The sequence below is a fragment of the Marinobacter sp. es.048 genome (genome assembly GCF_900188435.1).
Classification (GTDB): domain Bacteria; phylum Pseudomonadota; class Gammaproteobacteria; order Pseudomonadales; family Oleiphilaceae; genus Marinobacter.
On the sequence record NZ_FYFA01000001.1, the window covers coordinates 1,257,735 to 1,284,552 of the forward strand.

The window sequence follows — 26,818 nt, forward strand, 5'->3', positions numbered from 1 at the left end:
AAGGAGTAATGCTTTATGTTGACGATCAAACGACTGGACCTTGCCGAGGCGCGCATCCTCATTGAGGGCGCCGCTGAAAAGGCCCGTGAAATCGGCGTACCCATGTGTATCGCGGTGGTGGACGAATCCGGCAACCTTGTGGCCTTCGAGCGCATGGACGGCGGCAAGGTTACCAGTGTGACCATTGCCCAGGACAAAGCCTTCACTGCGGCTGCAGCCAAAAAAGCCACCCATGACTACAACAAGGTGAACGTGCCCGGCAGTCTGGCCTTCGGGATTCATACCGAAGTTGGCGGACGCATCAGCTCTGTTGGCGGTGGTCTGCCGGTGATCGTCGACGGCGACGTGGTGGGTGGTATCGGGATCAGTTCCGGTACCCCCCAGCAGGATATGGACTGCGCCCAGGCCGGTCTTGACCACTTTGAAACAAAGCGCGGTTGATGACTGTCACACTGACGTAATTCACACTCAGAGAGTGCTATGACTACCAAGCCGAAAGTCAGCAAAGCCGAGCTGGCGGAGCAGTTCCGGGCGTTTATCGACCCGGACTTCGTTATCACTGATGACGAGACCATGAAGCCCTACGAATGCGACGGCATGTCGATGTATTGCGAGATGCCGTTGCTGGTGGTGCTGCCGGAGACCGTTGAACAGGTGCAGCGGGTGATGCGCATCTGTAACGAAAACGCAGTACCGGTCGTGGCCCGTGGTGCGGGAACCGGGCTCAGTGCCGGTGCAATGCCCAACAAAGAGGGCGTAGTGCTGTCGCTGGCCAAGTTCAACCGCATCGTGGAAATCGATCCACTGGCCCGAACGGCCAGACTGCAGCCCGGGGTGCGCAACCTCGCCATCAGCGAAGAGGCGGCCCAGGATGGTCTGTATTACGGGCCGGATCCCTCCTCCCAGATCGCCTGCACCATTGGCGGTAATGTCGCCGAGAATTCCGGCGGCGTGCATTGCCTCAAGTACGGTCTGACGGTTCACAACATCCTCAGCGTGGAAATGGTCACCGCCGAGGGCGATGTTGTGACCGTGGGCAGTGATGGTCTGGACGGCTGCGGTATGGATTTGTTGGCGCTGATGACCGGCTCGGAGGGGCTGCTTGGTGTGGTGACGGAAGTCAAAGTAAAACTGCTGCCCAAGCCGGAAGTGGCCCAGGTTGTCATGGCCGGGTTTGATGACGTTCAGAAGGGTGGTGATGCCGTGGGCGGAATCATTGCCCATGGCATTATCCCCGGTGGCCTGGAAATGATGGACGGCCATGCCATTGTTGCTGCGGATGATTTCGCACAGGCCGGTTATCCGAGGGATGCCAAGGCCCTGCTGCTGTGTGAAGTGGACGGCACCGAGGAGGAGGTTCACGAGCATATCGCTGAGGCCGAGGAAGTCTTCCGCAAACTCGGTGCGACGTCCGTCCGGACCTCCCAGAGTGAGGAAGAGCGCGCGCTGTTATGGAAAGGCCGTAAATCCGCTTTCCCGGCCGTGGGCCGGATTTCCCCGGATTACTACTGCATGGATGGCACCATTCCCCGCCGCGAGATTGCTTACGTTCTCACCGAAATGGAAAAGATGTCCGAGGAATTTGGACTGCGCGTAGCCAACGTATTTCATGCCGGCGATGGCAACCTGCACCCGCTGATTCTGTTTGATGCCAATGTGCCCGGCGAATTCGAGCGCACCGAGGCTTTTGGCTCACGCATTCTGGAAATGTGTGTGGAAGTAGGTGGCTGTATTACCGGCGAGCATGGCGTTGGCGTTGAGAAGATTCGTCAGATGGCGGTGCAGTTCAACGACGAGGAACTGCAGCAGTTCCACGACGTGAAGGCCGCGTTTGATCCCGCCGGTATCCTGAACCCGGGCAAGGGTGTGCCGGCCCTGCGGTTTTGCCAGGAATACCGCTCCCTTGAGCACAAACAACACACGCACGAGCATACGGAAGCCGCCCATGGCTGATATTTCCCAACAGTTGAAGGAGCAGGTGCTCCAGGCCCGGGACAGCGGGCACAAACTCAATATTGTCGGTGGTGGCACCAAGGCCTTCATGGGCCGGGCCGCCGATCCCGATGCCGGAACCCTCAACGTGGGCGAGCACACCGGTATCGTTGACTATCACCCGGTCGAGCTGGTGCTGACTGTCCGTGCCGGCACGCCGCTGAGCGAAATCGAGGCGACTCTGGCTGAGGAAGGTCAGTGCCTGCACTTCGAGCCACCGCATTTTGGCGCGGCCTCCACCATCGGCGGCACTTTGGCATGTAACCTCTCTGGTCCGGGGCGCCCCTGGGCCGGTTCGGTGCGTGACCAGGTGCTGGGTATCCGGCTGCTGAACGGTAAAGGAGAGCACCTCCGGTTTGGCGGTCAGGTTATGAAAAACGTGGCCGGTTACGACGTATCCCGGCTGCAGGCAGGAGCCCTGGGAACCCTGGGCGTGATCACCGAAATCAGCATGAAAGTGATGCCGAAGCCGGCGGCCTCCCTGACTCTGGTTCAGGAAATGGGCATGGATGAGGTGATTCATTACATGAACAGCCGCGCGGCAGAGCCCAAGCCAATCACGGCCGCCTGCTGGGTGGACGGTAAGGTTTATCTGCGCCTGGCCGGTGCGAAATCCGGTGTGGAAGCCACAGCTGAAAAGTGGACAGGCGAAGTGATGGAGCAGGGCGACGAGTTTTGGCAACAGGTGCAGGACATGCAGCACGAGTTTTTTGCCGGTAACGACGTACCGCTTTGGCGCTTCTCGGTAGGTTCTACCGCTGCCACGCCGAAACTGGAAGGCAACTGGTTTATCGACTGGGCCGGTTCCCAGCGCTGGTTCCGTGGCGGAGGTGAGTTGAAAGATCTGGAATCTTCCGCCCGTGCTGCCGGTGGCCAGGTCAGCCTGTTCCGGGGTGGCGATCGCAGCGGTGAGGTGATGCACCATCAGCCGGAGGCCCTTAAAGGCATTCAGCGCCGAATCAAGAACGCGTTTGATCCGGACAACATCTTCAATCCCGGACGTTTATACAGCTGGTTGTAATTATGCAAACGAATCTGGTTCAACAATTTGCCAACACTAAGGAAGGCCAGGAAGCCGAGTCCATCCTGCGGGCCTGTGTGCATTGTGGATTCTGTACCGCGACCTGTCCCACATACCAGGAACTGAACGACGAGCGTGACGGTCCTCGTGGCCGGATCTACCTGATGAAAATGTTCCTGGAAGGGGCGGAAGTTACCGAGAAAACCCGCGAGCACCTGGACCGCTGCCTGACTTGCCGCAGCTGTGAGACCACCTGTCCGTCCGGTGTCCAGTACGGCCGCCTGGTGGACATCAGTCGCGGCCTGATGGAAAAGGAGATGCCCAGGGAGCCGAAAGACAAGTGGCTGCGCTGGGCCCTGGCGCGGGTCATTCCCAATCGTCAGTTGTTCGGTGTTCTGCTTCGCCTGGGGCAAGTGTTCCGCCCGGTATTGCCGGAAAAACTGCGCACCAAGGTGCCGCCCAGAAAGCAGGCCAGCCCTTGGCCTGCAGCCAGCCACAGCCGCATTGTGCTGGCACTGGCAGGCTGCGTGCAGCCTTCCGCCACGCCGAACACCAATGCCGCCGCCGCCCGGGTTTTGGACCGGCTTGGTATTACTATGGTGGAAGCGCCTGAGGCTGGCTGCTGTGGTGCCGTGAACTACCACCTTTCCGAGCATGAGAGAGGCCTGGAAAGAATGCGCCAGAACATTGATGCCTGGTGGCCCGCCATCGAAGCGGGTGCGGAATCGATCATCATGACGGCTTCCGGCTGTGGCGCCATGGTTCAGGATTACGGCCATCTGCTGAAAGATGATCCGGTCTATGCCGCCAAGGCCCAGAAGGTAAGCGAGCTGTGCACCGATCTTGGCGCCTTCCTGCTGAAACAGGATCTGGAGAAACTCAAGGTTCGCCAGGACCCGGGCAAGGTGGCATTCCATTGTCCCTGCACCTTGCAGCACGCCATGAAGCAGAACGGTGTGGTGGAACAGGTCCTGACCCGTGCCGGTGTCAATCTTGCGGCAACAAAGGACAAGCACCTTTGCTGTGGCTCTGCTGGTACCTATTCGGTGACCCAGCCCGAGATGAGCCAGAAGTTGCTGGGCAACAAACTCAAGGCTTTGACCGTCGATAATCCGGACCGCATCGTAACCGCCAACATTGGCTGCCAGATGCATCTGGAGACCAAGTCGCCGGTGCCGGTTCAGCACTGGGTTGAGCTACTGGATCAGTAAGGCCTGAAATCGGGTCTGGAAAAGGGTCAGATGGCAAACTCATCTGGCCCTTTTTCATATGCCCCAAGGCCGGCGCTTTTTTCGCTATACTGCCCGACCAAAATACCGAACCACAGGGAGTGGAACCGTATGCCAAGGATGATGGCGGGTCTTGTTTTGTCTTTTTTTATCGCTTCAGTAGCCAACGCTGAGGTCTATACCTGGATAGACAGCCGAGGCGTGGCACATTTCTCCGATTACCCGCCGGGAGAGATTCCCCATAAACAGCTTCAGGTGCAGGCGCCTGTGACAGTACCGATGTCGGAGAACCTCAGGCAAGGGAAGCGTGTGTCCGGAATTCGTAAAGACGTTGAAGGCCTGCTTGCCTCGGGCCGCCCGGGAGGTTCGGGAATAACCGCGAAAGAAAAGGCCGATGCCCAGCTTGAGAAGACCTGTGCAACCTACAGAAGCAAGCTGGAGCGGATCCAGTCCAAACTGCGGGCGGGCTATAGCAACGATAGGGGGAATACGCTCAGGCGGCAGCGCAGGACGCTCAGCCAGAAGCTGAGCCGGGAATGTATCCTGCGTTGATTCAGCCTGGTATCAGGCGCGCTTGAAGCTGGCCAGGGCGACGGCGGCGGTCACGAACAGCCCCCCAAACACACGGTTCATTTGCCGCTGACGTCGGGCCGTGGTCATGAACCGGAACAGCTGGCTGGCGAGCAGGGCGTAGCCCAGCATTACCAGGCAATCCACCAGAATCAGTGTGACGCCCATGGTGAGCAACTGCGGGCCATGGGGTGCGCCTGCTACCAGAAACTGTGGAAATAAAGCCACCAGAAAGACTGTGGCCTTGGGGTTGGTGAGGTTCACGAACACGGCATTCCAGAACCGCTTGTACCCGCTAACGGGCTGACGGTCATCGTCCATGGATTCCATCACCGGCTCTCGCCATTTGGAAATGCCCAGCCAGATCAGGTAAGCCACACCCAGCCATTTGATGACTGACAGGGCAAGGTTCGAGGAGGCAATGATGGCGCCTAGCCCGGCACCCACCAACAGAATCTGAATCCCAAAACCAAGCTGCAGCCCCATGATGGCCGGCAGCGATCGGCGAACGCCGTAACGCATACCATTGCTCATGGTATTGATCGCCCCAGCACCCGGGGAGACACTGATCAGAACGGCTGCAACAAGGAAGGTCAGCCAGGCTGCAAGTGACATGATTTACGCTCCTTAAAAGGCCAAGAAATACACCGAATAGGCAGCAATGGCAAGCAGCAGGACGCAGCCCTCAAACCGGTTAATGCTTCCCGTTCAACGGGAATCACAGCCATTTGCAAACAGTGTCTGGGTTTTCTGAATAGATTTTGATGCCTTGTCTTCTACACTGAGTCATAGCGGTTCAAGGAATGAATGGTGTTCAGCGGAAATTTAAGCCCTCAAGGAGTCACCCGGGTGTATGACTTGGGTCAATCATCCGGCTTGCGCATCAGTGTTATGTTGAAAATACATCCAATAGGAAGGGAGAGACGACCATGGCAAACGGTACTCAAAGCTTTGTAGTCGCGTGTGACGGTTCAGAGCATTCATTGCAGGCCGCCAAAATGGCGGCCGAGCTTGCCAAGGCGACTGGCCAGTCACTCAAACTGCTGGCGGTTTTTCCGGGCACAAGGGTGGAAAAACTGATTGTCAGCGGCGTGTGGCAAAGTGATATCGATGAGGAGGCAAACGAATACGGACGCAAGGCATTTGATGCCGCAAAGCAAGCCGTAAGCGGGATTGTTGAACCTTCTGAAGAAGTCCTGCTCAAGGGTGACCCAGCCAAGGAGATCGTAGAATATCTCGACGAAAATCCCGGCGCCCATATGTTTCTGGGGCGGCGTGGTGACTCGATGTTGAGAAGCCTCACTCTTGGCAGTGTCAGCGAAAAGGTGGTCAGACACGCCCACCGTCCGGTGACGGTTGTAAGTGAATAATAACGGTCTCACTGCCGAAAAACCGCGACCTTGGTCGCGGTTTTTTTGGCTCAGAGGCTTGCACTAGGTATCGACACGATAGCGGCGCAATTATGGAACTGGACCAAATCAATGCCATAGAAAGGGCGACCCGTTACGGTCGAGCTGAGGTTTTTCGTATCGGCCTGGCGGTGATATTCCTGGCCGGGATCATGTTGTACGTGCGCTCGATCGGGGCTGACGCGCCGAACATGGTCATGCTGGTTATAGCGGCCATGATCGGCGGGTACATGGCGATGAACATCGGCGCGAACGATGTCGCCAATAACGTGGGCCCTGCGGTTGGTTCCAAAGCACTGACCCTGGCCGGTGCAATCGCGATAGCAGCGATCTTTGAGGCCAGTGGCGCGCTGATAGCCGGCGGTGATGTCGTGGGCACCATCAAGAAGGGGATTATCGACCCTGCGCTGATCGGAGATTCTGACACTTTCATCTGGCTCATGATGGCGGCGCTACTTGCCGCGTCGCTCTGGTTGAATACCGCCACCTACATCGGGGCACCGGTCTCCACGACCCACTCAATCGTCGGCGGTGTCATGGGCGCGGGTATAGCGGCGGGTGGCGTCGATATCGTGGATTGGACCCAGTTTGGCCAGATAGCTGCCAGCTGGGTCATATCGCCAGTACTTGGCGGGGCGATTGCAGCGCTGTCGCTGTATCTGATCAAGCGCCGGATTACTTACAAGCGAGACATTGCTCAGGCCGCCAGGTACAACGTACCGCTGTTCGTGGCAATAATGGCCTGGGCCTTTGCCACGTATCTTGTGGTCAAGGGGCTGGGCAAGATCATCGAAGTCGGATTTCTACCCGCCATCGTGTTCGGTGGGGTAGTTGCGGTCATAGTATGGTGGCTTACGAAATGGCTTATTGCCCGGTCCTCTGCCGAAGTGGAAAACAGTAAGGCGGGGGTGGATAGCCTGTTCACTTATCCGCTTATTTTTTCGGCTGCACTTCTGAGTTTTGCGCACGGGGCGAATGATGTTGCGAATGCGGTGGGCCCGTTGGCCGCGATCAATGAAGCTGTGCTTCAGGGCGGCGTCGCAGCCCAGGCGGCGATTCCCAGCTGGGTGTTGTTGGTCGGGGCGCTCGGGATTGCGCTGGGTCTGGCTCTTTATGGCCCGAAGCTAATCCGGACCGTTGGTTCGGAGATCACAGAACTCGACCGCATGCGTGCGTTCTGCGTGGCCATGGCCGCGGCTATTACGGTCATCATTGCAAGCCAGTTGGGCCTGCCCGTGAGTTCGACCCATATTGCTATAGGTGGCGTGTTCGGAGTCGGCTTTTTGCGAGAGCATCTTAAAACCACCTACCGCAGGAAGATAGACGAAATCGAGGCCCACCATGCCGGAGAAGATCGGGCAATAGTGGAGCGTTTACTCAAGGAGTTTGATGAGGCCTCGTTCGAAGAGAAGGGTGAAATCCTCGAGAACCTGAAAAAGCAAAAGGGCCTCTCCGCACCGATCTCGAAAAGCGATCGTAAAAGTCTGAAACAAGTGTACCGTCAGGAGCTCGTCAAGCGATCGGCGGTGCTCAGAATCGTGGCGGCATGGTTGATTACGGTACCTTTATCAGGGTTATTAGCCGCTGTGCTGTTTTTCACCATTAGAGGGATGCTTCTTCCATGAGGTCTCGCAGTTTCGCGAGTTGGGCCTCGACCACTCTCAGACGAACTTCGGTCTGAGCGGGGGTTTCCCGGGAAGAGCCGGACTTGAGCTGATCGCGGTATTTTGCCTGTTTTTTTTCAAGCTCCTGCTGCAGGCGCTTCAGTTCCTTACGCTTGAGGGATTTGCCCTTGTCGTGCTCGCGGAGTACATCGTCGAGCCTGGCCACCAAGTCTTTGAAACCCATTGTCCGACTCCGTCACATTCGAAGGTTGGTCGGCCCGCATGTAATCTCGAGCCATGGGCGCCTCAAACGGTGATTTCTGCCTGCCCCTCATCGTCCACAGACAGCGCCTCTGTGGTTCTGGCAACGTCCACGTCTGTCGCTGTAAGGAGCGCCCGCGTCCCCGTTAGAATAGCATCCACTGTCTCGCTGGCATAGGCGGAATCGTTGAGCAGGGAGGTTGCCATTGCGGAATCGATCCGCTTTGTTCCCAGGAGTCGCGTAACGCGCGCAACCATGGATTCACGGTCCACTCGGGCACGCACCGCGATCTCGTCCAGCTCCAGTATTGCCGTGCTGGCATCGTCAAATTTGCCTTCGTAAAACCGATGGGTTTCACGTAACACCATCGCGACACGCAGTCGGAGATCGTTGTACTCCTGTCTGATAGCAGCGTTCTCTGACACCATGTAGGTCGTGAGATTCTTGCGCAGATGTTTAACGTGCTTGATGGCTTCCACCATCTCGGCGGCTGCATGCTGCAGACGATAGAGTGATTCAGTGGAGCTGGCCGGAGACATGCGGGCCATTCGCCCGGAAATGAAGTCGAGGATGGCGTTGTAGAGGCGCTTGACGCGCTGCCGATAGACCAGATCAATGTCAATGTCGATGCGTTCCCGGCTATGATTGATCATCCATGCCAGGTCATCGCAGTTGCGGATCTTCTCACGGTGAAGATGGAGACCGTGGGCAAGGATAACGAAGGCCTGATCAAAGAGGTGCCAGACTTCACGGCGAACAGCGGCGTTTGCGCTATCGGGGAAGTCCATTGCTGCCGGATTCAGGTACTTGGGCTGCGCTTCAGTCTCTTCTTCGCTTTCCGGCAGCCAGTGTTCCAGCGCGTTCGCCATCCGGGAAATTAAAGGCAACATTACAGCTACACCCAGGCAGTTGAACAGGGTGTGGAACACGGCGAGCTTGACTGTGTAATCGTCCTCGGCAATCGACATGAGTGCCGACAGGCTGTCGACTGACCAGCGTAGCGGTTCGATCAGCATCAGGGCGATTGCTGCCGTTGCGATATTGAACAAGAGGTGGGCGCCTGCCAGCCGCTTGCCGGCGATATTCGCACCGAGACCGCCGATCAGCGCGGTCACTGTGGTGCCAATATTGGCACCGATCGCCAGGGCCAGAGCGTTTTCGTAGGTTACCTGACCTGTGGCCAGGCCAGCCAGGGTCAGGGCCAGCGTCGCGTGGCTCGACTGCATGACAACGGTCGCCAGAATTCCGAGCCCGGTATAAACGAGCAGTCCGGTTACGCCCGTCATTGCATAGTCGCGCAGATCGACTGCCGACTGGTAGCTCTCGAATCCTTCCTTCATGAAATCTATTCCGAGAAACAGGAAGCCCAGGCCGGCCAGAATCGCGCCGAAGGCTTTCAGTACGCGAGATTGCTGGAAATTCAGCACCACGCCAAAAACCAGCATCGGCAACGCGAAGGCGGAGAGGCTCATCTTCATGCCGATAGTCGCGAACAGCCAGGCACCTGTTGTGGTGCCAAGGTTGGCTCCGAAAATAATGCCAATGCCTGTGATCAGCGGAAGCAGGCCGGCGCTCAGGAAGGATATGGTAATGATCGATACCAGAGAACTGGATTGCATAATGGCGGTGCTGACGATGCCAAAGCCCAGACTCTTGGGAATCGTGTCCGTGGTCCGGCGCAACACCCTCTCCAGGAATCCACCCGTAAAGCGACGAAACCCATTCTCGAGCGAGAACATGCCAAACAGGAAGATGGCAACGCCAGCGGCAATCTGTTTGAACTCTGGGCTCGCCCAAAGCGCAAAAGCCAGAAGTCCGAGTATTCCGATGAGAACGAGTTGGCGGTAGTTCATTAGTTCACCCTTCCCGTAATTGGCTCGGGTTTGGCTTCGCGCAGCCTGGGCGCGAGATCATGAATCTGGCAGGGTTTGGCTCCTGCCACATTACTTTGTCACATTTATGTAATGGAAGTAAGCTCAGTGCTTCCGGGCCTGTACAGTCAAGCTGCAGGCATCTCTCGCAGTCGTTCTTGCTGCGCGAACTGATGCATTCCTCAGTGTTGGCCCGCAACGAATGCCATCATTTGCCACAATTCATGCGAAAAACAACCGAGATGGATCCGGCCCCAGATCGTTATGCTGAGTCAGTGAATTCAAGTAAACGAGGTGGCTATGCAGACGACAGAATTAATTGAGAGATGGCTCGATAAATGTGACCTGGCGAGACTGGCTCAGCGACGTTATGAAGAGGATCCCAGCCCGACGAACTACACCGAACTGAAACGAGCCATGTGTGAACGACTGCTGATGGAAGAGCGCATTGATCCCAGGGCGAGTCATGCCCACAGAGTTTCAATGTGAGTCGATTTTCGCAGGCCTCGGAAACAACAAAACCCGCACAAGGCGGGTTCTGTCTGAATTCTTAATGGTGCCCGGAGGCGGAATCGAACCACCGACACGGGGATTTTCAATCCCCTGCTCTACCAACTGAGCTATCCGGGCATGTTGCGCTACTGCTGTGCAACGGGGCGCTATTAAACCGGTTTCGATGTTTTGAGTCAAGGCTGAGCTGGAAAAATTTCTGAATCTTTTCAGGCATGCTCAGGCTTTGATCAATCCGGGGTCATTGTTCCGGTGGAACGTAGCCTTCGGCCTTGTCGAACGGTTCGTTGTGGAAGAAATGTTCCATCTGCGCCTGCAGATACTTGCGTGTGTTCGGGTCCATCAGGCTCAGGTGTTTCTCGTTGATCAGCATGGTCTGCTGGGCCTGCCATTCTTCCCAGGCCTGTTTCGAAATATTCTCGAAAATATCCTGGCCCTTGGCGCCGGGCATGGGCGGGAAGTCCAGGCCTTCCAGTTCTTTCTGGTATTTGCGGCAGAAAACGGTACGGCTCATGGTGGCTCCTGTTGGCAAATGTTGCTGGCGGTGATGATAACAGATCGTTGCGGTTGAAGGCTCTCGCGGACCGGATCAAAGCAGAGCCGCTTGCTCCGGTTCGGTCAGCAGCGACCGGATCGGTGCCGGCAGCCCGAGATTCAGGGCTTCATGGCGGTGCAGCCATTTCAGATGATCCTTGTCTGCAACGGTGTTGGCACTGCCGGTGACGTTCAGCCGGGCGGGCTGTATGTGCAGGTGGTAATGGGAGAAGGTATGGCGGAAGCCGCTAATCAGCTCCGGCTCTCCGCAATCCAGCCCAAGGCTCTGTTCGCAGGCCTCCTGAAGCTCATCGGCGCCATAGGCCGGGTCCAGTTCCGGCAGGCTCCAGAGGCCGCCCCAGATGCCGCTGGGCGGGCGACGTTCCAGCAGAATGCGGCCTTCGCAGTCTTCAAGGATTACCATCCAGGTGGTTTTCTCCGGTTTGGCTTTCTTCGGCTTTGAACCCGGGTAAAGCCCGGTTTCACCCCGGGCGTAGGCCTTGCAACCGTGTTGCAGTGGGCAACTGTCACAGGCCGGGCGGCTACGGGTACACACCGTGGCGCCGAGATCCATAATGCCCTGGGTGTAGTCACGTACCCTTCGTTCTGGCGTATGTTGCTCGGCCCGTTGCCAGAGCTGGTTGAGAACGGCGGTCTGTCCGGGCCAGCCCGGAATGGCATGGTAGCGGGCCAGCACGCGTTTCACGTTGCCGTCCAGAATGGCTGCGCGAATGCCGAAGGCCTGGGCCATTATGGCGGCCGCCGTGGAACGGCCGATGCCGGTCAGGGATTCAAGCTCTTCCTGGGTTTGTGGAAACTCACCATCAAGATCCCGAACAATGGTCTGCGCGGCTTTCTGCAGGTTCCGGGCCCGTGCGTAGTAACCAAGGCCAGACCAGTGGCTGAGTACATCATCCACGGGGGCCTCGGCCAGGGTGTGGACGTCCGGGAAGCGCTCCATGAACGCCTCGAAGTAGGGGATTACGGTAGTTACCTGGGTTTGCTGCAACATGATTTCCGAAACCCACACACGGTAGGCGCTTCGGTTGTGGTGCCACGGCAGGTCATGCCGGCCGTGGCTGTCGTACCAGTGCAGCAGCTTGTCGGCGAAACGGTCGGGCATCAGTTGAACAGGCCCTTCAGCTTGTCACCGATTTGTTCCTGGACCTTTTCTTTTACTTTTTCCTCTGCCTTGGTTTTTGCCTTGTCCACTTCCTCTCGAGCTTTTGCCTTGGCGGCATTTTCAGCGATGGTTTTCAGGGTGTCCCGGAAGCGGGAGCCGTCGAAGGAGCAAAGGCCGGCCGGGTCCTCAGCGAAGTTGCCGCGGCACTCCACCGGAATAACTGCATTTTCCACGTATTCGGTAACACGGCAGGCGTTGTCCCTGTGGATTTCACCGACGATTCTCAGGCCCACTTCGTAGTCCAGCTGGCTCTGGGCCATATCGACTGTGCCATTGCCCTCAAGGCGCATCCCGGCCAGCGCCGCCACCAGGTCTGTGTTGTTGAGGGTGTTGCCTTTGATGTCGAGAGTGCCGCGCATGTCGTTGAACGGTGTGCTGGTACCCCAGTCTGTGGTTGTCAGCTCATCCTGGTTGACCAGGGCGATACCCTGGCAGGCCATACGGGTCAGGTTCATGCGGCGGAACTCGCCCTCTGCGAGGTTAAAGTTGATCTGGCCGTCAGCATTGCTGCGCAGGGCCGAGATGCGGTTACCGGTGGTGGTGGCATTAACCTTCAGGTTTGCGCCGCCGGCGAGCATATCTACCTCCGCCAGATCGGTGAGCAGGGGCAGGGTTTGCACGTTGGTGACGTCTGAACCCACGGTCCATTTCGGATTGTCGCTGCGGGCGTCGATGGTCACGTTGGCGCCAAAGCTGCCTTCGTAGAGTTTGCCGCTGAATTCATCAACCTTGAGCAGGCCATTTTTCGCGGTGGTACTGGCCTTGATTTCGTTGATGGTCAGGTTACTGACGATCAGCTGGCCGAGACCCAGATCAATATCCAGCAACAGGCTGCGAATGGTCTCCAGAGGCAGCAGGTCGCCCTCCGGCCCGGTTGCAACGGTTTCCTGTGATGCGGCTGCTTCCTCGGCTTCTCCCTCTGCCTGAGGTGGCAGGTAACGGTCGGCATTCAACTGGTCGCCCTGAAGCTGAAAAACAATGCCAGTGTCGGCCAGATTGTAACTGCCGGAGCCGTTGAAGGTGGTGTCATCCAGTTTGATTGTCAGGTCGGTGAGCTCCACCTTTCCGGCGGGGCCGCCAATATCGGTGGAGAACGCGATGGCTTCTAGCACGTCTGGATCGCTGGTTTCCACCGCGGGTTGGCCAAGGTTGTTCAGCAGATCCTTTAGCGAAAACTCGGCGATGGATACCTTGCCGCTCAGGGTAGGCTTGTCGCCGAATCCGGAAACATTCAGATCGGTGGAGAGGTCCAGGTTGGCCAGGCTGGCGGTAAAGCCGCTCAGATTGGCGGTTTCGTTTTCCAGGTTTGCCGTGGCCGAGCCCTCAAGCTCAGCCGTGACCTCTTTACCGCCGAACGGTTCGCCAGTCATGTCGAACACGGCATTCAGGCCGGATACGGCGAACTCGTTGAGCGCCTCGTTGGCGGCAAGGCGGGCGCTGATGCTGCCATCCACTTCAAACGTGGGCTGGGTGGTGGCAACCCGGAACCCGATCTCCAGCGGGAATTCGGAGCCCAGAGTGATGTTGCTGGCGTTGACGGTGAAGTTCTCAAGCGTGGCCGACTGGCCGGTGCTCTTGTCGGTATAGTGCACCTGGGCGTTGCTGATCTGAACATTTTCAACATTGAAGTTCAGAGGCTCACCGCCGGCACCCTCGCTTTCCTGTGCCTGTTCATCCTGGGTGCCTGCAGTCTCTTCACCTGCGGCTTCCGCCGACTTTTCGGGCATGATCCGGGTCCAGTTGCCGCTGCCCTGTTCGTCCACTTCGAGGCGGGCGTCCAGTCCGTCCAGAACGAAGGTGTTTACCCTTGGAGACATGGCAATCAGCGACCAGAAATCAATCTGGGCCACCAGTTGCTCAAGGGCAACAAAGCGGTCACCTTCCAGTGTGGCCTCTACGGAATTGAGCTCAAGGCCAAGCGGGATAAAAGACCAGCCAATGTCGCCTTCCAGGACCAGATCCATGTTCGTTGCATCCTCAACGGCCTGCTCAATCTGGGGCTTGTAGTCGTTGGGGTTGATCACGGCCATGGCGATGGCAACGGCAGCCACGGCAAGAACGATCAGTGCAACGATGGCAATCAGCACATAACGGACGGCTTTCATGATTCAGGCTTCCTTCCTATTGTTAGGAGCTTGCAGTATTCGCTTTGAATACCGACGCTAATGACCCAAAGGATAACGCAGGGTTAACAAATTAACAGCGGGGGAGTATGACAATGCGGTAGTGTTGGGCCAGAATACACGACCCTGATTTTCCGACTACATTGATACCTATAAACACAAGAAGGAGTTGGCCGTGGCTATTACCGTTTCTATTGAGCTGAACCGCGAACTTGAGATTCCGGGCAGCTATGATGAAGTGTTCGATCTGCTGGCGGATGTGCCACGTTCAGCCAGTCACTTCCCGAAAGTCCACAAACTGACCGACCTGGGCGACAACGCCTACCGCTGGGAAATGGAAAAAGTGGGCGTCGACAAACACGCCATCCAGTCGGTGTATGCCTGCAAATACCACTCGGACAAAGACGCCGGCAAGATTACCTGGGAGCCGGTGAAAGGTGAGGGCAATGGCGTTGTAAGCGGTTCATGGACCATCAAGTCCAAGGGCGATAATGCCACCGCCGTGAAGTTCCAGACCAGCGCAGAGTTGACTGTGCCCCTGCCCAGCCTGCTCAAATTGGCCATCAGCCCTGTCATCAAACACGAGTTCAACAGCCTCGTGGACACCTACATGAACAACCTCAAGAAGGCTTTCTGACAAAGCCATTTCTGCCGTATACCCGCACTTCGCTATCGTAGCGATTAAACCGGTTGTGGGACTCCAGCGGACATAAAAGGTATAATCCCTGGATAGAATTTTTCCGGCGTTATGCCGCTCAATTGTCACGGAGTCCCCATGGCCGAACGTAAGGCTCGGGTAGAAAGAAATACCCTTGAAACCCAGATCACCGTTGAGATTGATCTCGACGGCACCGGCAAATCCAGCTTCGACACCGGCGTGCCCTTTCTGGAGCACATGATGGACCAGATCGTCCGTCATGGTCTGGTAGATCTGAACATCGTTTCCAGGGGCGATCTGCACATCGACGATCACCACACCGTGGAAGACATCGGCATCACCCTTGGCCAGGCATTCAAACAGGCTGTTGGCGACAAAAAGGGCATCCGCCGCTACGGCCACGCCTATGTGCCGCTGGATGAGGCTCTCTCCCGAGTGGTTATTGATCTGTCCGGCCGCCCGGGCCTGATGATGGATGTGCCATACACTCGCGGTGCCGTGGGTGGCTTTGACGTTGACCTGTTCGAGGAGTTCTTCCACGGCTTTGTGAACCACTCCATGGTGACCCTGCACATCGACAATCTGAAGGGCAAGAATACCCACCACCAGATTGAAACCGTGTTCAAGGCCTTCGGCCGTGCCCTGCGTATGGCGATTGAAATGGACGAGCGGATGGCCGGCATTACACCGTCCACCAAGGGTTCTCTGTAAACACCTCTTCGCCAGAAGGCTCGCTTTAACCGGTCACTTTTCACCGGTCAATCAAGGACACTGCAACAACCATGAAAACCGTTGCCATAATCGACTACGGCATGGGCAATCTTCACTCTGCCAAAAAAGCGGTAGAGCACGTTGCCCCGGACACTACCGTACTGGTCACCGATAACGCCGAGAAAATCCGTGAAGCCGATCGTGTCATCCTGCCGGGCGTTGGCGCCATCCGCGACTGCATGGCAGAAATGTATCGTCTCGGAGTAGTGGATCTGGTCCGTGAGGTCTCTCAGGACCGCCCGTTTCTTGGTATCTGCGTGGGCATGCAGGCCCTGATGTCCCGCAGTGAAGAAAACGGCGGCGTTGACTGTATCGGTCTGTTCCCTTCGGAAGTGCGCTATTTCGGGGACCACCTCACGGAAAATGGCGAGCGCCTGAAAGTGCCTCACATGGGCTGGAATCAGGTACAGCAGACCATCGATCATCCCCTTTGGCACAATATTCCCGAGGGTGACCGTTTCTACTTCGTGCACAGCTTTTACGCAGAAGCCGAGGGTAATGCTGATATGGCGGGCCGAACCCACTATGGTGTAGACCTTGCAGCAGCAGTGGCACGAGACAATATTTTTGCGGTGCAATTCCACCCGGAGAAAAGTGCCCGGGCGGGTTTGCAGTTGCTTGAGAATTTTACGAACTGGACTGGAAAATGCTGATAATTCCCGCGATCGATCTGAAAGATGGCAAATGTGTACGCCTGCGTCAGGGCCGGATGGACGACTCCACGGTGTTTGGTGACGATCCTGTTGAGATGGCCACACGCTGGGTGGAGGCTGGCGCCCGCCGTCTGCACCTGGTTGACCTGAACGGCGCCTTTGCCGGAGAGCCGGTCAACGGCGAGATTGTCCAGGCTATTGCCCGCAAGTACCCGGATCTGCCGATCCAGATCGGCGGTGGCATCCGGTCTGCAGAAACCATCGAGGCCTATCTGAAGGCCGGCGTGCAGTGGGTCATTATCGGCACCAAGGCCGTGAAAGAGCCGGAATTCGTGACCGGGATGTGCAAGAAATTCCCCGGCCACATCATCGTTGGCCTGGACGCCAGAGACGGCCGCGTGGCTACCGATGGCTGGGCAGAGGTCTCGGAAGTGATGGCTACCGACCTCGCCAAGCGCTTTGCCAACGACGGCGTGGACGCGATTGTGTACACCGACATCAGCCGCGACGGCATGATGCAGGGTGTGAACGTGGAAGCCACTGCGGCATTGGCCGAAGAAGGTGGGATCCCCGTCATCGCCTCTGGCGGCGTGACCAATATGGATGACCTCAAGCGCCTCGCCACCGTGGCGGACAAGGGCATCCTTGGCGCTATCACCGGCCGTGCAATCTACGAGGGCACTCTGGATGTGGCCGAGGCCCAGGCCTTCTGCGACAGCCTGAAGGGTTAAGGACGACTTATGGCTCTGGCGAAACGCATCATTCCCTGCCTCGATGTCGACAAAGGCCGCGTGGTGAAGGGCGTCAATTTCGTTGATATCCGCGATGCCGGCGATCCGGTGGAGGTAGCCCGTCGTTACAACGAGCAGGGTGCCGACGAGATCACCTTCCTGGACATCACGGCCAGTCACGAGAGCCGTGACACCACCTATGAAACAGTCGAGCGGATGGCGGCGGAAGTCTTCATCCCGCTGACCGTCGGCGGCGGTGTGCGCACCGTAGACGACATTCGCAAGCTGCTGAATGCCGGCGCCGACAAAGTCTCGATCAACACTGCGGCCGTGTTCAACCCGGAGTTTGTGCGGGAAGCGGCGGAGCGCTTTGGCAGCCAGTGCATTGTGGTTGCCATTGATGCCAAGCGGGTCAGTCGGGAGGGCGAGGAGCCATGCTGGGAAATCTTTACCCACGGTGGCCGCAAGCCCACCGGGCTGGACGCCATTGAATGGGCCCGCAAGATGGTGGAAATGGGCGCAGGCGAGTTACTGCTGACCAGCATGGACCGCGACGGCACCAAGATCGGCTTTGATCTGGGGCTGACCAAAGCCATCAGCGATGCTGTGATTGTGCCGGTGATTGCCTCCGGTGGTGTCGGAGAGCTGCAGCACCTGGCCGATGGCGTCACCCGGGGCGGAGCTGATGCGGTTCTGGCGGCATCGATTTTTCACTTCGGGCAGCACACCATTCCAGAAGCGAAAGCCTTTATGAAGGCTCAGGGCATAGAAGTTCGCGAATAGAGTGAATGGTTTGTCGGATTACGACTTCGTCTAATCCGACCTACTGTTATCCGCGTGCATTCCTCTCGTAGGTCGGATTAGGCGAAGCCGTAATCCGACAGCCCAGGTTACTTTTTCTTTGCAAAAGCAGGTCGAATGGTCTGCTTTTCTCCCTCTGCAAACATCTCCCGATTGCCGTTGCGCATGGCCCATAGGCCACTGACGGTGGCAATGGCTATACCTTGCTCATCCAGTTTGGGCAGATGCTTCTCCAGGTAATCCACGGTCACCTTGTGAGGATGGCCAATGCCGATGGCACTGCCGTTTTCCCGGGCACGCTTGATCAGCAGTTTGAACTGGCGGTCTACAAACTCCTCGGTTTGCTCATGGTCGAGAAACACGTCACGGGTCATGGTTGGAATCTGGTAGGCGGCTGCGACATCACCGGCTACGGATGAAGCGATTGTGCGGCTGTCGATAAAGTACACCGGGTAGCGGAACAGCTCTTTCATCACCCAGTCCATGGGCTGCAGCTGTTGGGTCAGCAGACTGCCCATGTGGTTGTTGACGCCCTGGACATGGGGGATGGACTGGAGTGCCCTGCGCAGGGTGGTCACCATGTTCTGTTCGTCCATATCCGGCGTCAGGCCTCCTGCCCCGAGCCCATAGTTGCGGGTGTTGGCCATGGGGGCGTGCAGCATGATTTCCTTGTGCTGCTTGTAGGCGAGCCGGGCAAGGCTGTCCGTATGCCGGCGATAGGGCAGGAATGCCAGTGTCAGCGGCTGGTCGAGATTTGCCAGTCGCTCGCCTTCAACAAGGCTGTGGCCCATATCATCAATAATGATGGCAATGGTTGGTGGCAGAGCCGTTCTTGTCGGTTCTGCCGATACCGCGCCAGCGGCAATGAAGAATGCCAGGGCCAGCAGAGAGCGAGCCACTCTCACTGATCGCTTCCTTCTGCCTTGTCCTTTTTGTTCGGGTTCAGAATCTGGATGCCCTTGAGCAGGTTCAGTGCCGAGCGCAGCTGATAATCCCTGTCTGCAAGGGAGCTGGTTTCAGCCTCTGGGTTGTTTTCACCGTCCTGTTGCTGATCCTCGTTCTGGCCTTCAAGGTGTCCGCTCAGATCTGCTTCGGTGAAGAAGGGTTTGCTGTCGAGTTCCTTCAGCTCCGCCGGACGTACTTCGATGTCCGGCTTGATTCCGGTCGCCTGGATGGAGCGGCCATCAGGTGTGTAATAGCGCGCAGTGGTCATCTTGATGGCGTGGGTCTCATCCAGCGGAATCACTGTCTGAACGCTGCCTTTGCCGAAGGATTTTGTGCCCATAACCACGGCCCGTTCATGGTCCTGAAGGGCACCGGCCAGGATTTCCGAGGCGGAGGCGGAGCCGCCATTGATCAGAACCACAATGGGCGTGCCTTCCATGATATCCCCGGCCCGTGCGCTGAAGCGCAGACGCGAACTCTGGATGCGGCCCTCAGTATAGACGATCAGTCCTTCATCAAGCAGGGCATCCGCAGACTTTACAGCCGCCTGCAGCACGCCTCCCGGGTTGTTGCGCAGATCGATGATGAGCCCGTCAAGGTCCCGGCCCAGTTCGTCTTCCAAACCGTTCAGGGCATCCTTGAACTGTGAGCCGGTATCGGCCTGGAACTGGGTAATGCGGACATAGCCGTAGCCATTTTCCAGCATCCGGGACTTCACGCTGGTGACCTTGATGATGTCGCGCTCTACATCGATTTCAATGGGCCCGGTCTCGCCCTCTCTCATGATAGTCAGCGTCAGCACAGAACCGGGTTTGCCCCTCATCAACTGGACGGCTTCTTCCAGGCTCATGCCTTTCACCGGTTTTTCATCAAGCTTGATGATCAGGTCTCCGGCCTGGACGCCCGCCTTCTGTGCCGGCGTGTCGTCGATGGGCGCGATCACTTTAACAAAACCGTTTTCCATGCCCACTTCAATGCCAAGCCCGCCAAACTCGCCAGAGGTGCTTTCTTCCAGCTCTTCGTAGTCCTTCGGTGCCAGGTAGGTGGAGTGAGGGTCGAGGTCTGACAGCATACCTTTGATAGCACTTTCGAGGAGTTTGCGGTCGCTTACTTCCTCGACATAGGCATCTTTTATGCGGCTGAATACCTCGGTGAACTTGCGGAGGTCGTCCAGGGGAAGCTGTTTCTCGGGATCGGGCAGGCTGATTTCCACCCGTTCGCCATTCTGGATACCTTCCAGGAGCTGTTCGGTGGCGGCGTCTTCATCCTGGGCCCAGGCTAGTCCGGAAGCGGTTGCGAAACAGGTAGCGAGCGCAATGCTGCGTAATGGAAAGCCGTGGAGTGTACTTCTGACCCGTTTCATTCACATATCCCGTTTTTATTCCGATAGTTGGACTGGTTTCCCTGACTCCGGACAGTATGGCGTTACCTTTGACGTTTGTCAGCCCTCCAGGAGCCTCTCAGTTTGCCAGCCATCGGCCAGGATTGTCGGGTTTACCATTGTGCCGGACTTCAAAGTAGAGCGCCGGGGCATCGGTGCCACCAGTGCGGCCAGCCTCTGCGATGGGCTCGCCAGCGGCCACCCAGTCTCCCGGGCTGGTGAAAAGGCTGCTGCTGTGGCCATACAGAGTCATGTAGCCATCGCCGTGATCAATGATGGTAATCAGGCCAAAGCCCCGAAGCCAGTTGGCGAATACGACCCGGCCATAATGTATGGCGCGAACCTCCGCTTCGTCCCGGGTTTCGATAAGCAGGCCGTTACGCCGCAGTTTGCCGTCGGCGTAGCGATCACCGTAGCGGCTTAATACCTGGCCCTTTGCTGGCCAGGGCAGTTGGTTGCGTAGTGAGGCAAAAGGCTGGGATTCATTGGGGGAGGGGATGTTGTTGATCGCCTGCTGCACTTCCGCCAGCAGGCTTTCAAGCCGTTTGCGATCTGATTCCAGCTCCTCCCGTTCGCTCAGGCGATTCTGGATATCGGCTTTGAGTGCTGCGAGGGTCTGTTGGCGTTTCTGTCTGGATTCGGTCAGTTCCTGCTGGCGTTTGGCGACGTTTTCCTCGGTTCTCGCCAGTTCGACCCGGGTCGATTGCACGGCAGCCTGTGTGTTTCTGAGCTCTTGCAGGCTTTGCCTGAACGCTTCGAGGCGGTCGACGGTGTCCTTGCTGAGGTATTCGTAATAGGTCATGGTCCGGGCAATCTTGTCCGGATCTATTTCATTGAGCAGAACTTTTACCGCCGGCGCGTCCCCTTCCATCCAGGCGGCGCGGATCTGCTTCTTGAGGCTGTCCCGCTGGCGATCAAGGGTTCGGGTAAGCTCCTGCGCCTCGTTCTCCAGTTGCCGGAGCCGTTGCTGCTGTTGTTCTGCCTGCTGTCGCAGGGAGCGGCGTTCACGGGTCAGGCGGCTGATGTTCTTCTCGGTCGCAGCAAGCTGCCGCTCCAGGGAGGAGCGGTCTTCCTCGGCGTCCGCCAGCCAGTCGTCGATGTCCTCAATGCGTTCCTTGAGTTCCTCGATCTGGGCCGGGGTGACATCCTGTTGGGCGAGTGCCGGCGCCGCACCCAGTAGGAGGGTGAGCGCCAGAATTGCGGAAAGTCGCAAGGGTTGGTTCCGTTCCCGGATCAGTTGATCTCAACCAGGCTGTGCCCAGTCATTTCTTTCGGTTGCTCTAGCCCCATCAGGGCGAGCAGAGAGGGTGCAACGTCGCTCAGGCTGCCGTCGTTCTTCAGCACTACATTGCGGTGGCCGGTGTATACCAGCGGCACCGGACCAATGGTGTGGGCGGTGTGAACCTGGCCGGAGTTCGGATCGGTCATCTGCTCGCAGTTTCCGTGGTCAGCCGTGATCAGTGCTTCGCCGCCCGCTTCATCCAGGGCCTCGACAACGCGCTTCACGCATTCGTCCAGACATTCAGCCGCCTTGATCGCCGCATCCAGCTTGCCGGTGTGGCCAACCATGTCGCCGTTGGCGTAGTTGCAGACCACCAGGTCGTATTTGCCGCTCTTGATGGCCTCCACAAGCTTGTCGGTAACCTCTGGCGCGCTCATTTCCGGCTGCAGATCGTAGGTAGCCACCTTGGGAGAGGGCACAAGAATGCGCTCTTCACCGTCAAACGGCGTTTCCAGGCCGCCGTTGAAGAAGAAGGTAACGTGGGCGTATTTCTCGGTTTCGGCAATACGCAACTGGGTTTTGCCCTGCTTCGCCATGTACTCGCCAAGGCCATTGGAAAGCTGCTCGGGCGGGTAGGCGCAGGAGGTTTTGATGTCGGCCGCGTACTCGGTCAGCATAACAAAATCAGCCAGTTCCGGATGCTTCTTGCGTGCGAAACCGTCAAAGTCCTTCTCTACAAAGGTGCGGGTCATTTCACGCGCGCGGTCGGCACGGAAATTCATGAACAGCACCGTGTCGCCATCGTTGATGGTGCCTTCTGGCTCGCCCGCGGCATGGATGCGGGTTGGTGTTACAAACTCGTCGTTCTCCCCGCGTTCGTAGGCCTGCTCCAGGCCGGAAACCGGATCGGCCGCGGTGAATTCTGCAGTACCCTGGGTCATCAAATTGTAGGCGGCTTCAACGCGATCCCAGCGGTTATCGCGATCCATGGCATAGTAACGGCCCACAATCGAGGCAACGCGGCCGACCCCGAGGCTCCGGAGTTTGGCTGCGGCTTTCTCCAGCGACGGTTTGGCGCTTCGGGGGGGCATGTCACGGCCGTCGAGGAAAGCATGAATGTATACTTCCTTGGCCCCGCGTGCAGCGGCGAGTTCGGCAGCGGCAATGATGTGGTCTTCGTGGCTGTGTACACCACCGGGAGACATCAGGCCCATCAGATGAACGGCTCGACCGCTCTGAACAGCTTTGTCGATTGCGGAGCAGAGTGCTTCGTTTTTCTGGAAACTGCCTTCTTCGAGATCCTTGTCGATGCGAGTCAGGCTTTGATACACCACACGCCCTGCGCCCAGGTTCATATGGCCAACTTCCGAGTTACCCATTTGCCCTTGCGGCAGCCCGACAAACATGCCTGAAGTATTGATCAGGGTCTTGGGCTGGTTCTGCCAGAGCTGGTCCCAGAACGGGGTGCTGGCGTTGCTGATGGCGTTGTCTTCAGCCGGGTCGCGGTGGCCCCAGCCGTCCAGGATAATCAGTGCAGTCGGCTTGCGCTTTGCAGTCATCATTAGTTCCGGATGTGAAATATTAGTAAATTTACTAAAACAAAGATGAAGTCTAGCTATTTTCGCATTTAGTGGCCAGTTTCGTCACCTTCTGTCAGGGAGTCAGGCTGTGTATAATCCCGCCAAACTCATTATCAGGGTAAGTTCATGGACCGGTTGTTTGAATTTGTCGTTAACCACTACATTCTCGTGTCGCTCTTCGTGGCATTTCTGGTCGCCATCCTTATTCTGGAGTCCCGTCGTGGCGGAGCCAAGATCTCAGCCCAGGGCGCGGTCAATCTGATCAACAAGGATGAAGCCGTTGTAGTCGACATCCGGGATCGCAAGGAGTTTGGTGAGGGGCGCATCACGGGCTCTGTCAATATTCCGTTGAACAGCCTGAAGAGTCGGGCTGGCGAGCTGAGCAAGTTCAAGGACAAGCAGATCATCGTTGCCGACAAGATGGGTCAGCATTCCGCCATGGCGGTCAAGCAGCTGAACGGGGAAGGCTTCAGCAATGTGGTTCGCCTGAACGGCGGCGTTGCGGACTGGAAAGCCAGCAATCTTCCGCTGGTGAAGAAATAGGGCGGCCCTTGATCTGAAGATCATTCTGCCGCACTGTTTCACATAAGCCGGCCCAGCCTAGACGAAAAATGTTCCGGCATCACGCTCCATAGCATTCCATAATAACGGGCCTCCGAGCCCATGATCGAGAACGAAAGGACTGAAAATGGCTGAGAATCAGCAAGCCGCAGCAGGCAGTGACAACCAGAACCAACCCCAGTTTGCCCTTCAGCGCATCTATGTGAAGGACCTGTCTTTTGAGTCGCCCAACTCTCCCACCGTGTTTCAGGAGCAGTGGAAGCCGCAGGTTAACCTGGATCTGAATACCTCCCACAATAAGGTCAGCGACAACCAGTATGAGGTTGTACTCTCCCTGACCGTCACCGCAAAAGTGGGCGAGAAGGTGGCTTACATCGTCGAGATCCAGCAGGGCGGCGTGTTTCTGGTGCAGGGCATTGAAGGTCAGCAGCTGGGCCAGATGCTGGGCGCCTACTGCCCGACTATCCTGTTCCCGTATGCTCGTGAAGCGATCGACGGTATCGTGAACAAGGGCAGCTTCCCGGCGCTGATGCTGGCGCCGGTGAACTTCGATGCCATCTACGCCCAGGCGCTCAAGCGCAAGCAGGAAGAAGCGGCGGGCGAGGCAAACGAAGAGCAGCAGACTCACTGATTGGCGATACGTCGTTCAGAAATAAAAAAACCGGCTTCGGCCGGTTTTTTTATGTCGCTCCGTAAAACCCGAGTTGCCTCCAGGCTTCGTAAACCACCAGGGCCGCGGTGTTGGATAGGTTCAGGCTTCGGCTTTCCGGTTGCATTGGAACCCGCAAACGGTGCTCGGGCAGTAGACCCTCTCGAACAACGGCAGGGAGGCCTCGGGTTTCCGGGCCGAACATCAAGTAGTCGCCATCCTGATAGCTCACTTGATGGTAGTGGGTGCTGCCTTTGGTGGTCAGCCCGAACAGGCGTCCGGGCTGCTCGCTGGCCAGGAAGTCCTGGTAATTCCTGTGGATCTTGACTGTGGCGTACTCGCTGTAATCCAGCCCGGCCCTCCGCATCTGTTTGTCCTCCAGGTTAAAACCCAGCGGTTCAATCAGATGCAGCTGGCAGCCGGTGTTGGCGCACAGCCGGATGATATTGCCGGTATTCGGCGGTATTTCCGGCTCGTACAGCACAACGTGGAGCATGAAGCTTAGCGCTCAACGGCCAGGGCAACACCCATGCCGCCACCGATGCACAGTGTGGCCAGGCCCTTGTGAACATCGCGGCGAACCATTTCATGCAGCAGGGAGACCAGAATGCGGCAGCCGGATGCGCCGATGGGATGGCCCAGGGCAATGGCACCGCCGTTCACGTTAACCGTGCCGGTGTCCCAGCCCATGTCGCGATTTACAGAAATAGCCTGGGCTGCGAAGGCTTCGTTGGCTTCCACCAGGTCCAGATCATCCGTGCTCCAGCCGGCAAGCTTCAGGCAGCGTTGACTGGCGGGAATCGGGCCGGTGCCCATAATCCTCGGGTCCACGCCGGCGTTAGCGTAAGCCTTGATGGTGGCGATCGGAGTCAGCCCCAGTTCTTTGGCTTTCTCGGCACTGCAGACCATCACGGCAGCGGCGCCATCGTTCAGGGATGAGGCATTGCCGGCGGTAACGGTGCCGTCCTTTTTGAAGGCCGCACGCAGTTTGCCAAGCCCCTCGGCAGTGACGCCGTCGCGGGGGCCTTCGTCTCGGTCAACGACAATCGGGTCACTCTTACGCTGGGGAATGGAGACCGGAACAATCTGGCCATCGAAATAACCGGCCTCGCGAGCGGCGGCGGCTTTCTGCTGGGACGCCGCGGCAAATTCGTCCTGCTCGTTACGGCTGATGCCGTATTTCTCGACGATGTTCTCGGCCGTAATGCCCATGTGGTAATCGTTGAAGGCATCCCACAGGCCGTCCTTGATCATGGTGTCCACCATGGACCAGTTACCCATGCGCTGCCCGTTGCGGCTGTTGGGCAGCACATGAGGCGCCTGGCTCATGCTCTCCTGACCGCCGGCAATCATCATCTCAGCATCACCACAGCGGATGGCCTGTACTGCCATATGAACCGCTTTAAGGCCGGAGCCGCAAACCTTGTTGATGGTCATGGCTGGCACCGACGCCGGAAGGCCCGCGTTGATGGCGGACTGGCGAGCGGGGTTCTGGCCAACACCGGCGGTGAGAACCTGACCCAGAACCACCTCGTTGATCTGGTCACCGGCGACGCCGGTTTCTTCCAGTAGTGCCTTGATGACGGCGGTTCCAAGCTGGTCTGCGCTCAGGCTTGCGAGACCTCCGCCAAAGGTTCCGATAGCTGTGCGGCGGGCGGCAACAATAACGACATCACGCATGGGAATTCTCCGGATAAGTGGCGCGAGGGGTTTGGGCCGGCGCGCGCAGGGTTGACAACCTCTTTAATTGTATCCGGAAAGCAGCGCTCCGCCAAAGCAAGTGAGCGTAGAGGACGGCTGAAAGGCCTACATGTTCAGGCTACGACCCCCATCAACCGAGATGATCTGACCCGTGATGAACGGCGCATCGCAGATCAGGAACGCGATGGTTTCGGCAATATCATGCGGATTGCCGGTGCGGGCCAGTGGGGTCTTTTGGAGAATCGCCTGCTGGGCGGACTGATCCATCTCGGCTTCGCCTTCAGGCCAGAGGATTGCGCCTGGCGATACGCCGTTCACCCGCACATCCGGCGCCAGGTCCTTGGCCCAGGAGCGTGTCAGGGCGGCCAGGCCGGCCTTGCTGGCGCAGTACAGCGGGTGGTCGTCGATGGGTCTTTCGCTGTAAATATCGATCAGGTTTACCACGCTGCCGCGGTTTCGCCGCAGTTCAGTCAGACAAGCCTGAAGCAGGAAGAATGGGGCCCTGAGGTTGGTGTTCAGGATTGTGTTCCAGTCGTCTTCGGTGGCTTCCGCCACCGGTGTGGGATAGAACACCGACGCATTGTTCACCAGTGCGTCCAGTCGGCCCCAGTGTGCGACGGCGTCACTGGCCAGTCGATTTACAGCGGGTGTCTGGCTCAGATCCGCCTGAAGGGCGCAGGCGGAGTCCGGCCGTTGCCTGTTCATCTGTTCAATGAGTGAGTTCGCCTGCTCGTCCCGGCTCCGGAAGTGAATCACCAGGTTCCAGCCTCTTGCATGGAGTGTCCGGGCAGTCTGTGCGCCAAGACGGTGGGCTGCTCCGGTAACCAGGGCGACGGGCGTTTTGGACGGCATGATGG

General features: G+C 57.8%; 28 protein-coding genes and 1 tRNA gene. 15 read left to right on the plus strand and 14 right to left on the minus strand.

Going from position 1 to position 26,818, the window contains the following annotated elements; all coding sequences use genetic code 11:
* The first annotated feature begins 15 nt into the window (after positions 1-15).
* The 5 genes from CFT65_RS05750 (at position 16) to CFT65_RS05770 (ending at position 4,794) form a co-directional block, all read left to right on the plus strand.
* The gene (locus CFT65_RS05750) at positions 16-441 is read left to right on the plus strand and encodes a GlcG/HbpS family heme-binding protein (RefSeq protein ID WP_088827024.1); all 426 of its coding nucleotides are present in this window, start codon (positions 16-18) and stop codon (positions 439-441) included.
* A 39-nt stretch (positions 442-480) separates the two neighbouring features.
* Complete coding sequence (locus CFT65_RS05755) at positions 481-1,953, plus strand: FAD-linked oxidase C-terminal domain-containing protein (protein ID WP_088827025.1); 1,473 nt, start codon at positions 481-483, stop codon at positions 1,951-1,953.
* Entirely contained in the window at positions 1,946-3,013 is a 1,068-nt protein-coding gene (gene glcE / locus CFT65_RS05760; protein ID WP_088827026.1) for a glycolate oxidase subunit GlcE, read from the plus strand. The genes CFT65_RS05755 and glcE overlap by 8 nt, the downstream gene beginning before the upstream one ends.
* A gap of 2 nt (positions 3,014-3,015) precedes the next feature.
* Positions 3,016-4,224: a glycolate oxidase subunit GlcF gene (gene glcF / locus CFT65_RS05765; protein ID WP_088827027.1), complete on the plus strand. Its 1,209-nt coding sequence runs from the start codon at positions 3,016-3,018 to the stop codon at positions 4,222-4,224.
* 129 nt (positions 4,225-4,353) lie between these two features.
* Positions 4,354-4,794, plus strand: a complete 441-nt coding sequence (locus tag CFT65_RS05770) for a DUF4124 domain-containing protein (protein WP_088827028.1) — start codon at positions 4,354-4,356, stop codon at positions 4,792-4,794.
* A gap of 12 nt (positions 4,795-4,806) precedes the next feature.
* On the opposite strand, the gene rhtB is transcribed toward CFT65_RS05770, so the two are convergent.
* Complete coding sequence (rhtB, locus tag CFT65_RS05775; RefSeq protein WP_088827029.1) at positions 4,807-5,427, minus strand: homoserine/homoserine lactone efflux protein; 621 nt, start codon at positions 5,425-5,427, stop codon at positions 4,807-4,809.
* Positions 5,428-5,741: 314 nt separating this feature from the next.
* On the opposite strand from rhtB, the gene CFT65_RS05780 reads away from it, so the two are divergent.
* Positions 5,742-6,182, plus strand: a complete 441-nt coding sequence (locus CFT65_RS05780) for a universal stress protein (protein ID WP_088827030.1) — start codon at positions 5,742-5,744, stop codon at positions 6,180-6,182.
* Between the two features lie 92 nt (positions 6,183-6,274).
* The gene (locus CFT65_RS05785) at positions 6,275-7,846 is read left to right on the plus strand and encodes an inorganic phosphate transporter (RefSeq protein WP_088827031.1); all 1,572 of its coding nucleotides are present in this window, start codon (positions 6,275-6,277) and stop codon (positions 7,844-7,846) included.
* Here the strand turns inward: CFT65_RS05785 and CFT65_RS05790 are convergent.
* Both CFT65_RS05790 and CFT65_RS05795 read right to left on the minus strand, forming a co-directional pair.
* On the minus strand, positions 7,824-8,069 hold the full coding sequence (locus CFT65_RS05790) for a hypothetical protein (protein ID WP_088827032.1): 246 nt from the start codon (positions 8,067-8,069) through the stop codon (positions 7,824-7,826). The two genes, CFT65_RS05785 and CFT65_RS05790, sit on opposite strands and share 23 nt — an antisense overlap.
* 62 nt (positions 8,070-8,131) lie before the next feature.
* Positions 8,132-9,940 carry a Na/Pi cotransporter family protein gene (locus tag CFT65_RS05795; RefSeq protein ID WP_088827033.1) on the minus strand — a complete coding sequence of 603 codons (1,809 nt, stop codon included), beginning with the start codon at positions 9,938-9,940 and terminating at the stop codon, positions 8,132-8,134.
* 318 nt (positions 9,941-10,258) lie between these two features.
* On the opposite strand from CFT65_RS05795, the gene CFT65_RS18925 reads away from it, so the two are divergent.
* Positions 10,259-10,447: a hypothetical protein gene (locus tag CFT65_RS18925; RefSeq protein ID WP_141103802.1), complete on the plus strand. Its 189-nt coding sequence runs from the start codon at positions 10,259-10,261 to the stop codon at positions 10,445-10,447.
* A 65-nt stretch (positions 10,448-10,512) separates the two neighbouring features.
* Here the strand turns inward: CFT65_RS18925 and CFT65_RS05800 are convergent.
* The 4 genes from CFT65_RS05800 to CFT65_RS05815 all read right to left on the minus strand — a co-directional run bounded on the left by CFT65_RS05800 (position 10,513) and on the right by CFT65_RS05815 (position 14,290).
* Positions 10,513-10,588, minus strand: a tRNA-Phe gene (locus tag CFT65_RS05800).
* Between the two features lie 121 nt (positions 10,589-10,709).
* Complete coding sequence (locus CFT65_RS05805; RefSeq protein ID WP_088827034.1) at positions 10,710-10,982, minus strand: oxidative damage protection protein; 273 nt, start codon at positions 10,980-10,982, stop codon at positions 10,710-10,712.
* A 75-nt stretch (positions 10,983-11,057) separates the two neighbouring features.
* Positions 11,058-12,125, minus strand: a complete 1,068-nt coding sequence (gene mutY, locus CFT65_RS05810; protein WP_088827035.1) for an A/G-specific adenine glycosylase — start codon at positions 12,123-12,125, stop codon at positions 11,058-11,060.
* Positions 12,125-14,290, minus strand: coding sequence for an AsmA family protein (locus CFT65_RS05815; RefSeq protein ID WP_088827036.1), 2,166 nt, complete (start codon positions 14,288-14,290; stop codon positions 12,125-12,127). The genes mutY and CFT65_RS05815 overlap by 1 nt, the downstream gene beginning before the upstream one ends.
* A gap of 193 nt (positions 14,291-14,483) precedes the next feature.
* On the opposite strand from CFT65_RS05815, the gene CFT65_RS05820 reads away from it, so the two are divergent.
* The 5 genes from CFT65_RS05820 to hisF all read left to right on the plus strand — a co-directional run bounded on the left by CFT65_RS05820 (position 14,484) and on the right by hisF (position 17,904).
* Positions 14,484-14,945 carry an SRPBCC family protein gene (locus CFT65_RS05820; RefSeq protein ID WP_008169307.1) on the plus strand — a complete coding sequence of 154 codons (462 nt, stop codon included), beginning with the start codon at positions 14,484-14,486 and terminating at the stop codon, positions 14,943-14,945.
* Positions 14,946-15,083: 138 nt separating this feature from the next.
* On the plus strand, positions 15,084-15,677 hold the full coding sequence (hisB, locus tag CFT65_RS05825; RefSeq protein WP_088827037.1) for an imidazoleglycerol-phosphate dehydratase HisB: 594 nt from the start codon (positions 15,084-15,086) through the stop codon (positions 15,675-15,677).
* A 71-nt stretch (positions 15,678-15,748) separates the two neighbouring features.
* Positions 15,749-16,390, plus strand: a complete 642-nt coding sequence (hisH, locus tag CFT65_RS05830; protein ID WP_088827038.1) for an imidazole glycerol phosphate synthase subunit HisH — start codon at positions 15,749-15,751, stop codon at positions 16,388-16,390.
* Complete coding sequence (gene hisA, locus CFT65_RS05835) at positions 16,384-17,121, plus strand: 1-(5-phosphoribosyl)-5-[(5-phosphoribosylamino)methylideneamino]imidazole-4-carboxamide isomerase (protein ID WP_088827039.1); 738 nt, start codon at positions 16,384-16,386, stop codon at positions 17,119-17,121. Before hisH ends, hisA begins: the two co-directional genes overlap by 7 nt.
* Positions 17,122-17,130: 9 nt before the next feature.
* Positions 17,131-17,904, plus strand: coding sequence for an imidazole glycerol phosphate synthase subunit HisF (hisF, locus tag CFT65_RS05840; protein ID WP_088827040.1), 774 nt, complete (start codon positions 17,131-17,133; stop codon positions 17,902-17,904).
* A gap of 107 nt (positions 17,905-18,011) precedes the next feature.
* On the opposite strand, the gene CFT65_RS05845 is transcribed toward hisF, so the two are convergent.
* The 4 genes from CFT65_RS05845 to gpmM form a co-directional block, all read right to left on the minus strand.
* On the minus strand, positions 18,012-18,827 hold the full coding sequence (locus CFT65_RS05845; protein ID WP_088827041.1) for a divergent polysaccharide deacetylase family protein: 816 nt from the start codon (positions 18,825-18,827) through the stop codon (positions 18,012-18,014).
* On the minus strand, positions 18,824-20,230 hold the full coding sequence (locus tag CFT65_RS05850) for a S41 family peptidase (RefSeq protein WP_088827042.1): 1,407 nt from the start codon (positions 20,228-20,230) through the stop codon (positions 18,824-18,826). Before CFT65_RS05850 ends, CFT65_RS05845 begins: the two co-directional genes overlap by 4 nt.
* Before the next feature lie 97 nt (positions 20,231-20,327).
* Complete coding sequence (locus tag CFT65_RS05855) at positions 20,328-21,461, minus strand: murein hydrolase activator EnvC family protein (RefSeq protein ID WP_088827043.1); 1,134 nt, start codon at positions 21,459-21,461, stop codon at positions 20,328-20,330.
* Positions 21,462-21,481: 20 nt separating this feature from the next.
* Positions 21,482-23,029: a 2,3-bisphosphoglycerate-independent phosphoglycerate mutase gene (gene gpmM / locus CFT65_RS05860; RefSeq protein WP_088827044.1), complete on the minus strand. Its 1,548-nt coding sequence runs from the start codon at positions 23,027-23,029 to the stop codon at positions 21,482-21,484.
* A gap of 147 nt (positions 23,030-23,176) precedes the next feature.
* On the opposite strand from gpmM, the gene CFT65_RS05865 reads away from it, so the two are divergent.
* Both CFT65_RS05865 and secB read left to right on the plus strand, forming a co-directional pair.
* Complete coding sequence (locus CFT65_RS05865) at positions 23,177-23,593, plus strand: rhodanese-like domain-containing protein (RefSeq protein WP_088827045.1); 417 nt, start codon at positions 23,177-23,179, stop codon at positions 23,591-23,593.
* Positions 23,594-23,738: 145 nt separating this feature from the next.
* A complete protein-coding gene (gene secB / locus CFT65_RS05870) occupies positions 23,739-24,242 on the plus strand; it encodes a protein-export chaperone SecB (RefSeq protein WP_064227537.1) in 504 nt (167 codons plus the stop codon).
* Between the two features lie 49 nt (positions 24,243-24,291).
* Here secB and trmL read toward each other — a convergent pair whose 3' ends face one another.
* From trmL to CFT65_RS05885, 3 genes are all read right to left on the minus strand, one after another.
* The gene (gene trmL / locus CFT65_RS05875) at positions 24,292-24,756 is read right to left on the minus strand and encodes a tRNA (uridine(34)/cytosine(34)/5-carboxymethylaminomethyluridine(34)-2'-O)-methyltransferase TrmL (RefSeq protein WP_088827046.1); all 465 of its coding nucleotides are present in this window, start codon (positions 24,754-24,756) and stop codon (positions 24,292-24,294) included.
* Positions 24,757-24,761: 5 nt separating this feature from the next.
* Positions 24,762-25,940 (minus strand): acetyl-CoA C-acetyltransferase, encoded by a 1,179-nt coding sequence (locus tag CFT65_RS05880; RefSeq protein WP_088827047.1) that lies wholly within the window; start codon positions 25,938-25,940, stop codon positions 24,762-24,764.
* Positions 25,941-26,066: 126 nt separating this feature from the next.
* Positions 26,067-26,813, minus strand: coding sequence for a pteridine reductase (locus tag CFT65_RS05885; protein ID WP_088827048.1), 747 nt, complete (start codon positions 26,811-26,813; stop codon positions 26,067-26,069).
* Positions 26,814-26,818 lie beyond the last annotated feature (5 nt).

Bases quoted from the DNA above. Each gene is read 5' to 3' on its own strand.
- CFT65_RS05750 (WP_088827024.1), top strand. From the start codon at position 16: ATGTTGACGATCAAACGACTGGACCTTGCCGAGGCGCGCATCCTCATT.
- CFT65_RS05755 (WP_088827025.1), top strand. From the start codon at position 481: ATGACTACCAAGCCGAAAGTCAGCAAAGCCGAGCTGGCGGAGCAGTTC.
- glcE (WP_088827026.1), top strand. From the start codon at position 1,946: ATGGCTGATATTTCCCAACAGTTGAAGGAGCAGGTGCTCCAGGCCCGG.
- glcF (WP_088827027.1), top strand. From the start codon at position 3,016: ATGCAAACGAATCTGGTTCAACAATTTGCCAACACTAAGGAAGGCCAG.
- CFT65_RS05770 (WP_088827028.1), top strand. From the start codon at position 4,354: ATGCCAAGGATGATGGCGGGTCTTGTTTTGTCTTTTTTTATCGCTTCA.
- rhtB (WP_088827029.1), bottom strand. From the start codon at position 5,427: ATGTCACTTGCAGCCTGGCTGACCTTCCTTGTTGCAGCCGTTCTGATC.
- CFT65_RS05780 (WP_088827030.1), top strand. From the start codon at position 5,742: ATGGCAAACGGTACTCAAAGCTTTGTAGTCGCGTGTGACGGTTCAGAG.
- CFT65_RS05785 (WP_088827031.1), top strand. From the start codon at position 6,275: ATGGAACTGGACCAAATCAATGCCATAGAAAGGGCGACCCGTTACGGT.
- CFT65_RS05790 (WP_088827032.1), bottom strand. From the start codon at position 8,069: ATGGGTTTCAAAGACTTGGTGGCCAGGCTCGACGATGTACTCCGCGAG.
- CFT65_RS05795 (WP_088827033.1), bottom strand. From the start codon at position 9,940: ATGAACTACCGCCAACTCGTTCTCATCGGAATACTCGGACTTCTGGCT.
- CFT65_RS18925 (WP_141103802.1), top strand. From the start codon at position 10,259: ATGCAGACGACAGAATTAATTGAGAGATGGCTCGATAAATGTGACCTG.
- CFT65_RS05805 (WP_088827034.1), bottom strand. From the start codon at position 10,982: ATGAGCCGTACCGTTTTCTGCCGCAAATACCAGAAAGAACTGGAAGGC.
- mutY (WP_088827035.1), bottom strand. From the start codon at position 12,125: ATGCCCGACCGTTTCGCCGACAAGCTGCTGCACTGGTACGACAGCCAC.
- CFT65_RS05815 (WP_088827036.1), bottom strand. From the start codon at position 14,290: ATGAAAGCCGTCCGTTATGTGCTGATTGCCATCGTTGCACTGATCGTT.
- hisB (WP_088827037.1), top strand. From the start codon at position 15,084: ATGGCCGAACGTAAGGCTCGGGTAGAAAGAAATACCCTTGAAACCCAG.
- hisH (WP_088827038.1), top strand. From the start codon at position 15,749: ATGAAAACCGTTGCCATAATCGACTACGGCATGGGCAATCTTCACTCT.
- hisA (WP_088827039.1), top strand. From the start codon at position 16,384: ATGCTGATAATTCCCGCGATCGATCTGAAAGATGGCAAATGTGTACGC.
- hisF (WP_088827040.1), top strand. From the start codon at position 17,131: ATGGCTCTGGCGAAACGCATCATTCCCTGCCTCGATGTCGACAAAGGC.
- CFT65_RS05850 (WP_088827042.1), bottom strand. From the start codon at position 20,230: ATGAAACGGGTCAGAAGTACACTCCACGGCTTTCCATTACGCAGCATT.
- gpmM (WP_088827044.1), bottom strand. From the start codon at position 23,029: ATGACTGCAAAGCGCAAGCCGACTGCACTGATTATCCTGGACGGCTGG.
- CFT65_RS05865 (WP_088827045.1), top strand. From the start codon at position 23,177: ATGGACCGGTTGTTTGAATTTGTCGTTAACCACTACATTCTCGTGTCG.
- secB (WP_064227537.1), top strand. From the start codon at position 23,739: ATGGCTGAGAATCAGCAAGCCGCAGCAGGCAGTGACAACCAGAACCAA.
- trmL (WP_088827046.1), bottom strand. From the start codon at position 24,756: ATGCTCCACGTTGTGCTGTACGAGCCGGAAATACCGCCGAATACCGGC.
- CFT65_RS05880 (WP_088827047.1), bottom strand. From the start codon at position 25,940: ATGCGTGATGTCGTTATTGTTGCCGCCCGCCGCACAGCTATCGGAACC.
- CFT65_RS05885 (WP_088827048.1), bottom strand. From the start codon at position 26,813: ATGCCGTCCAAAACGCCCGTCGCCCTGGTTACCGGAGCAGCCCACCGT.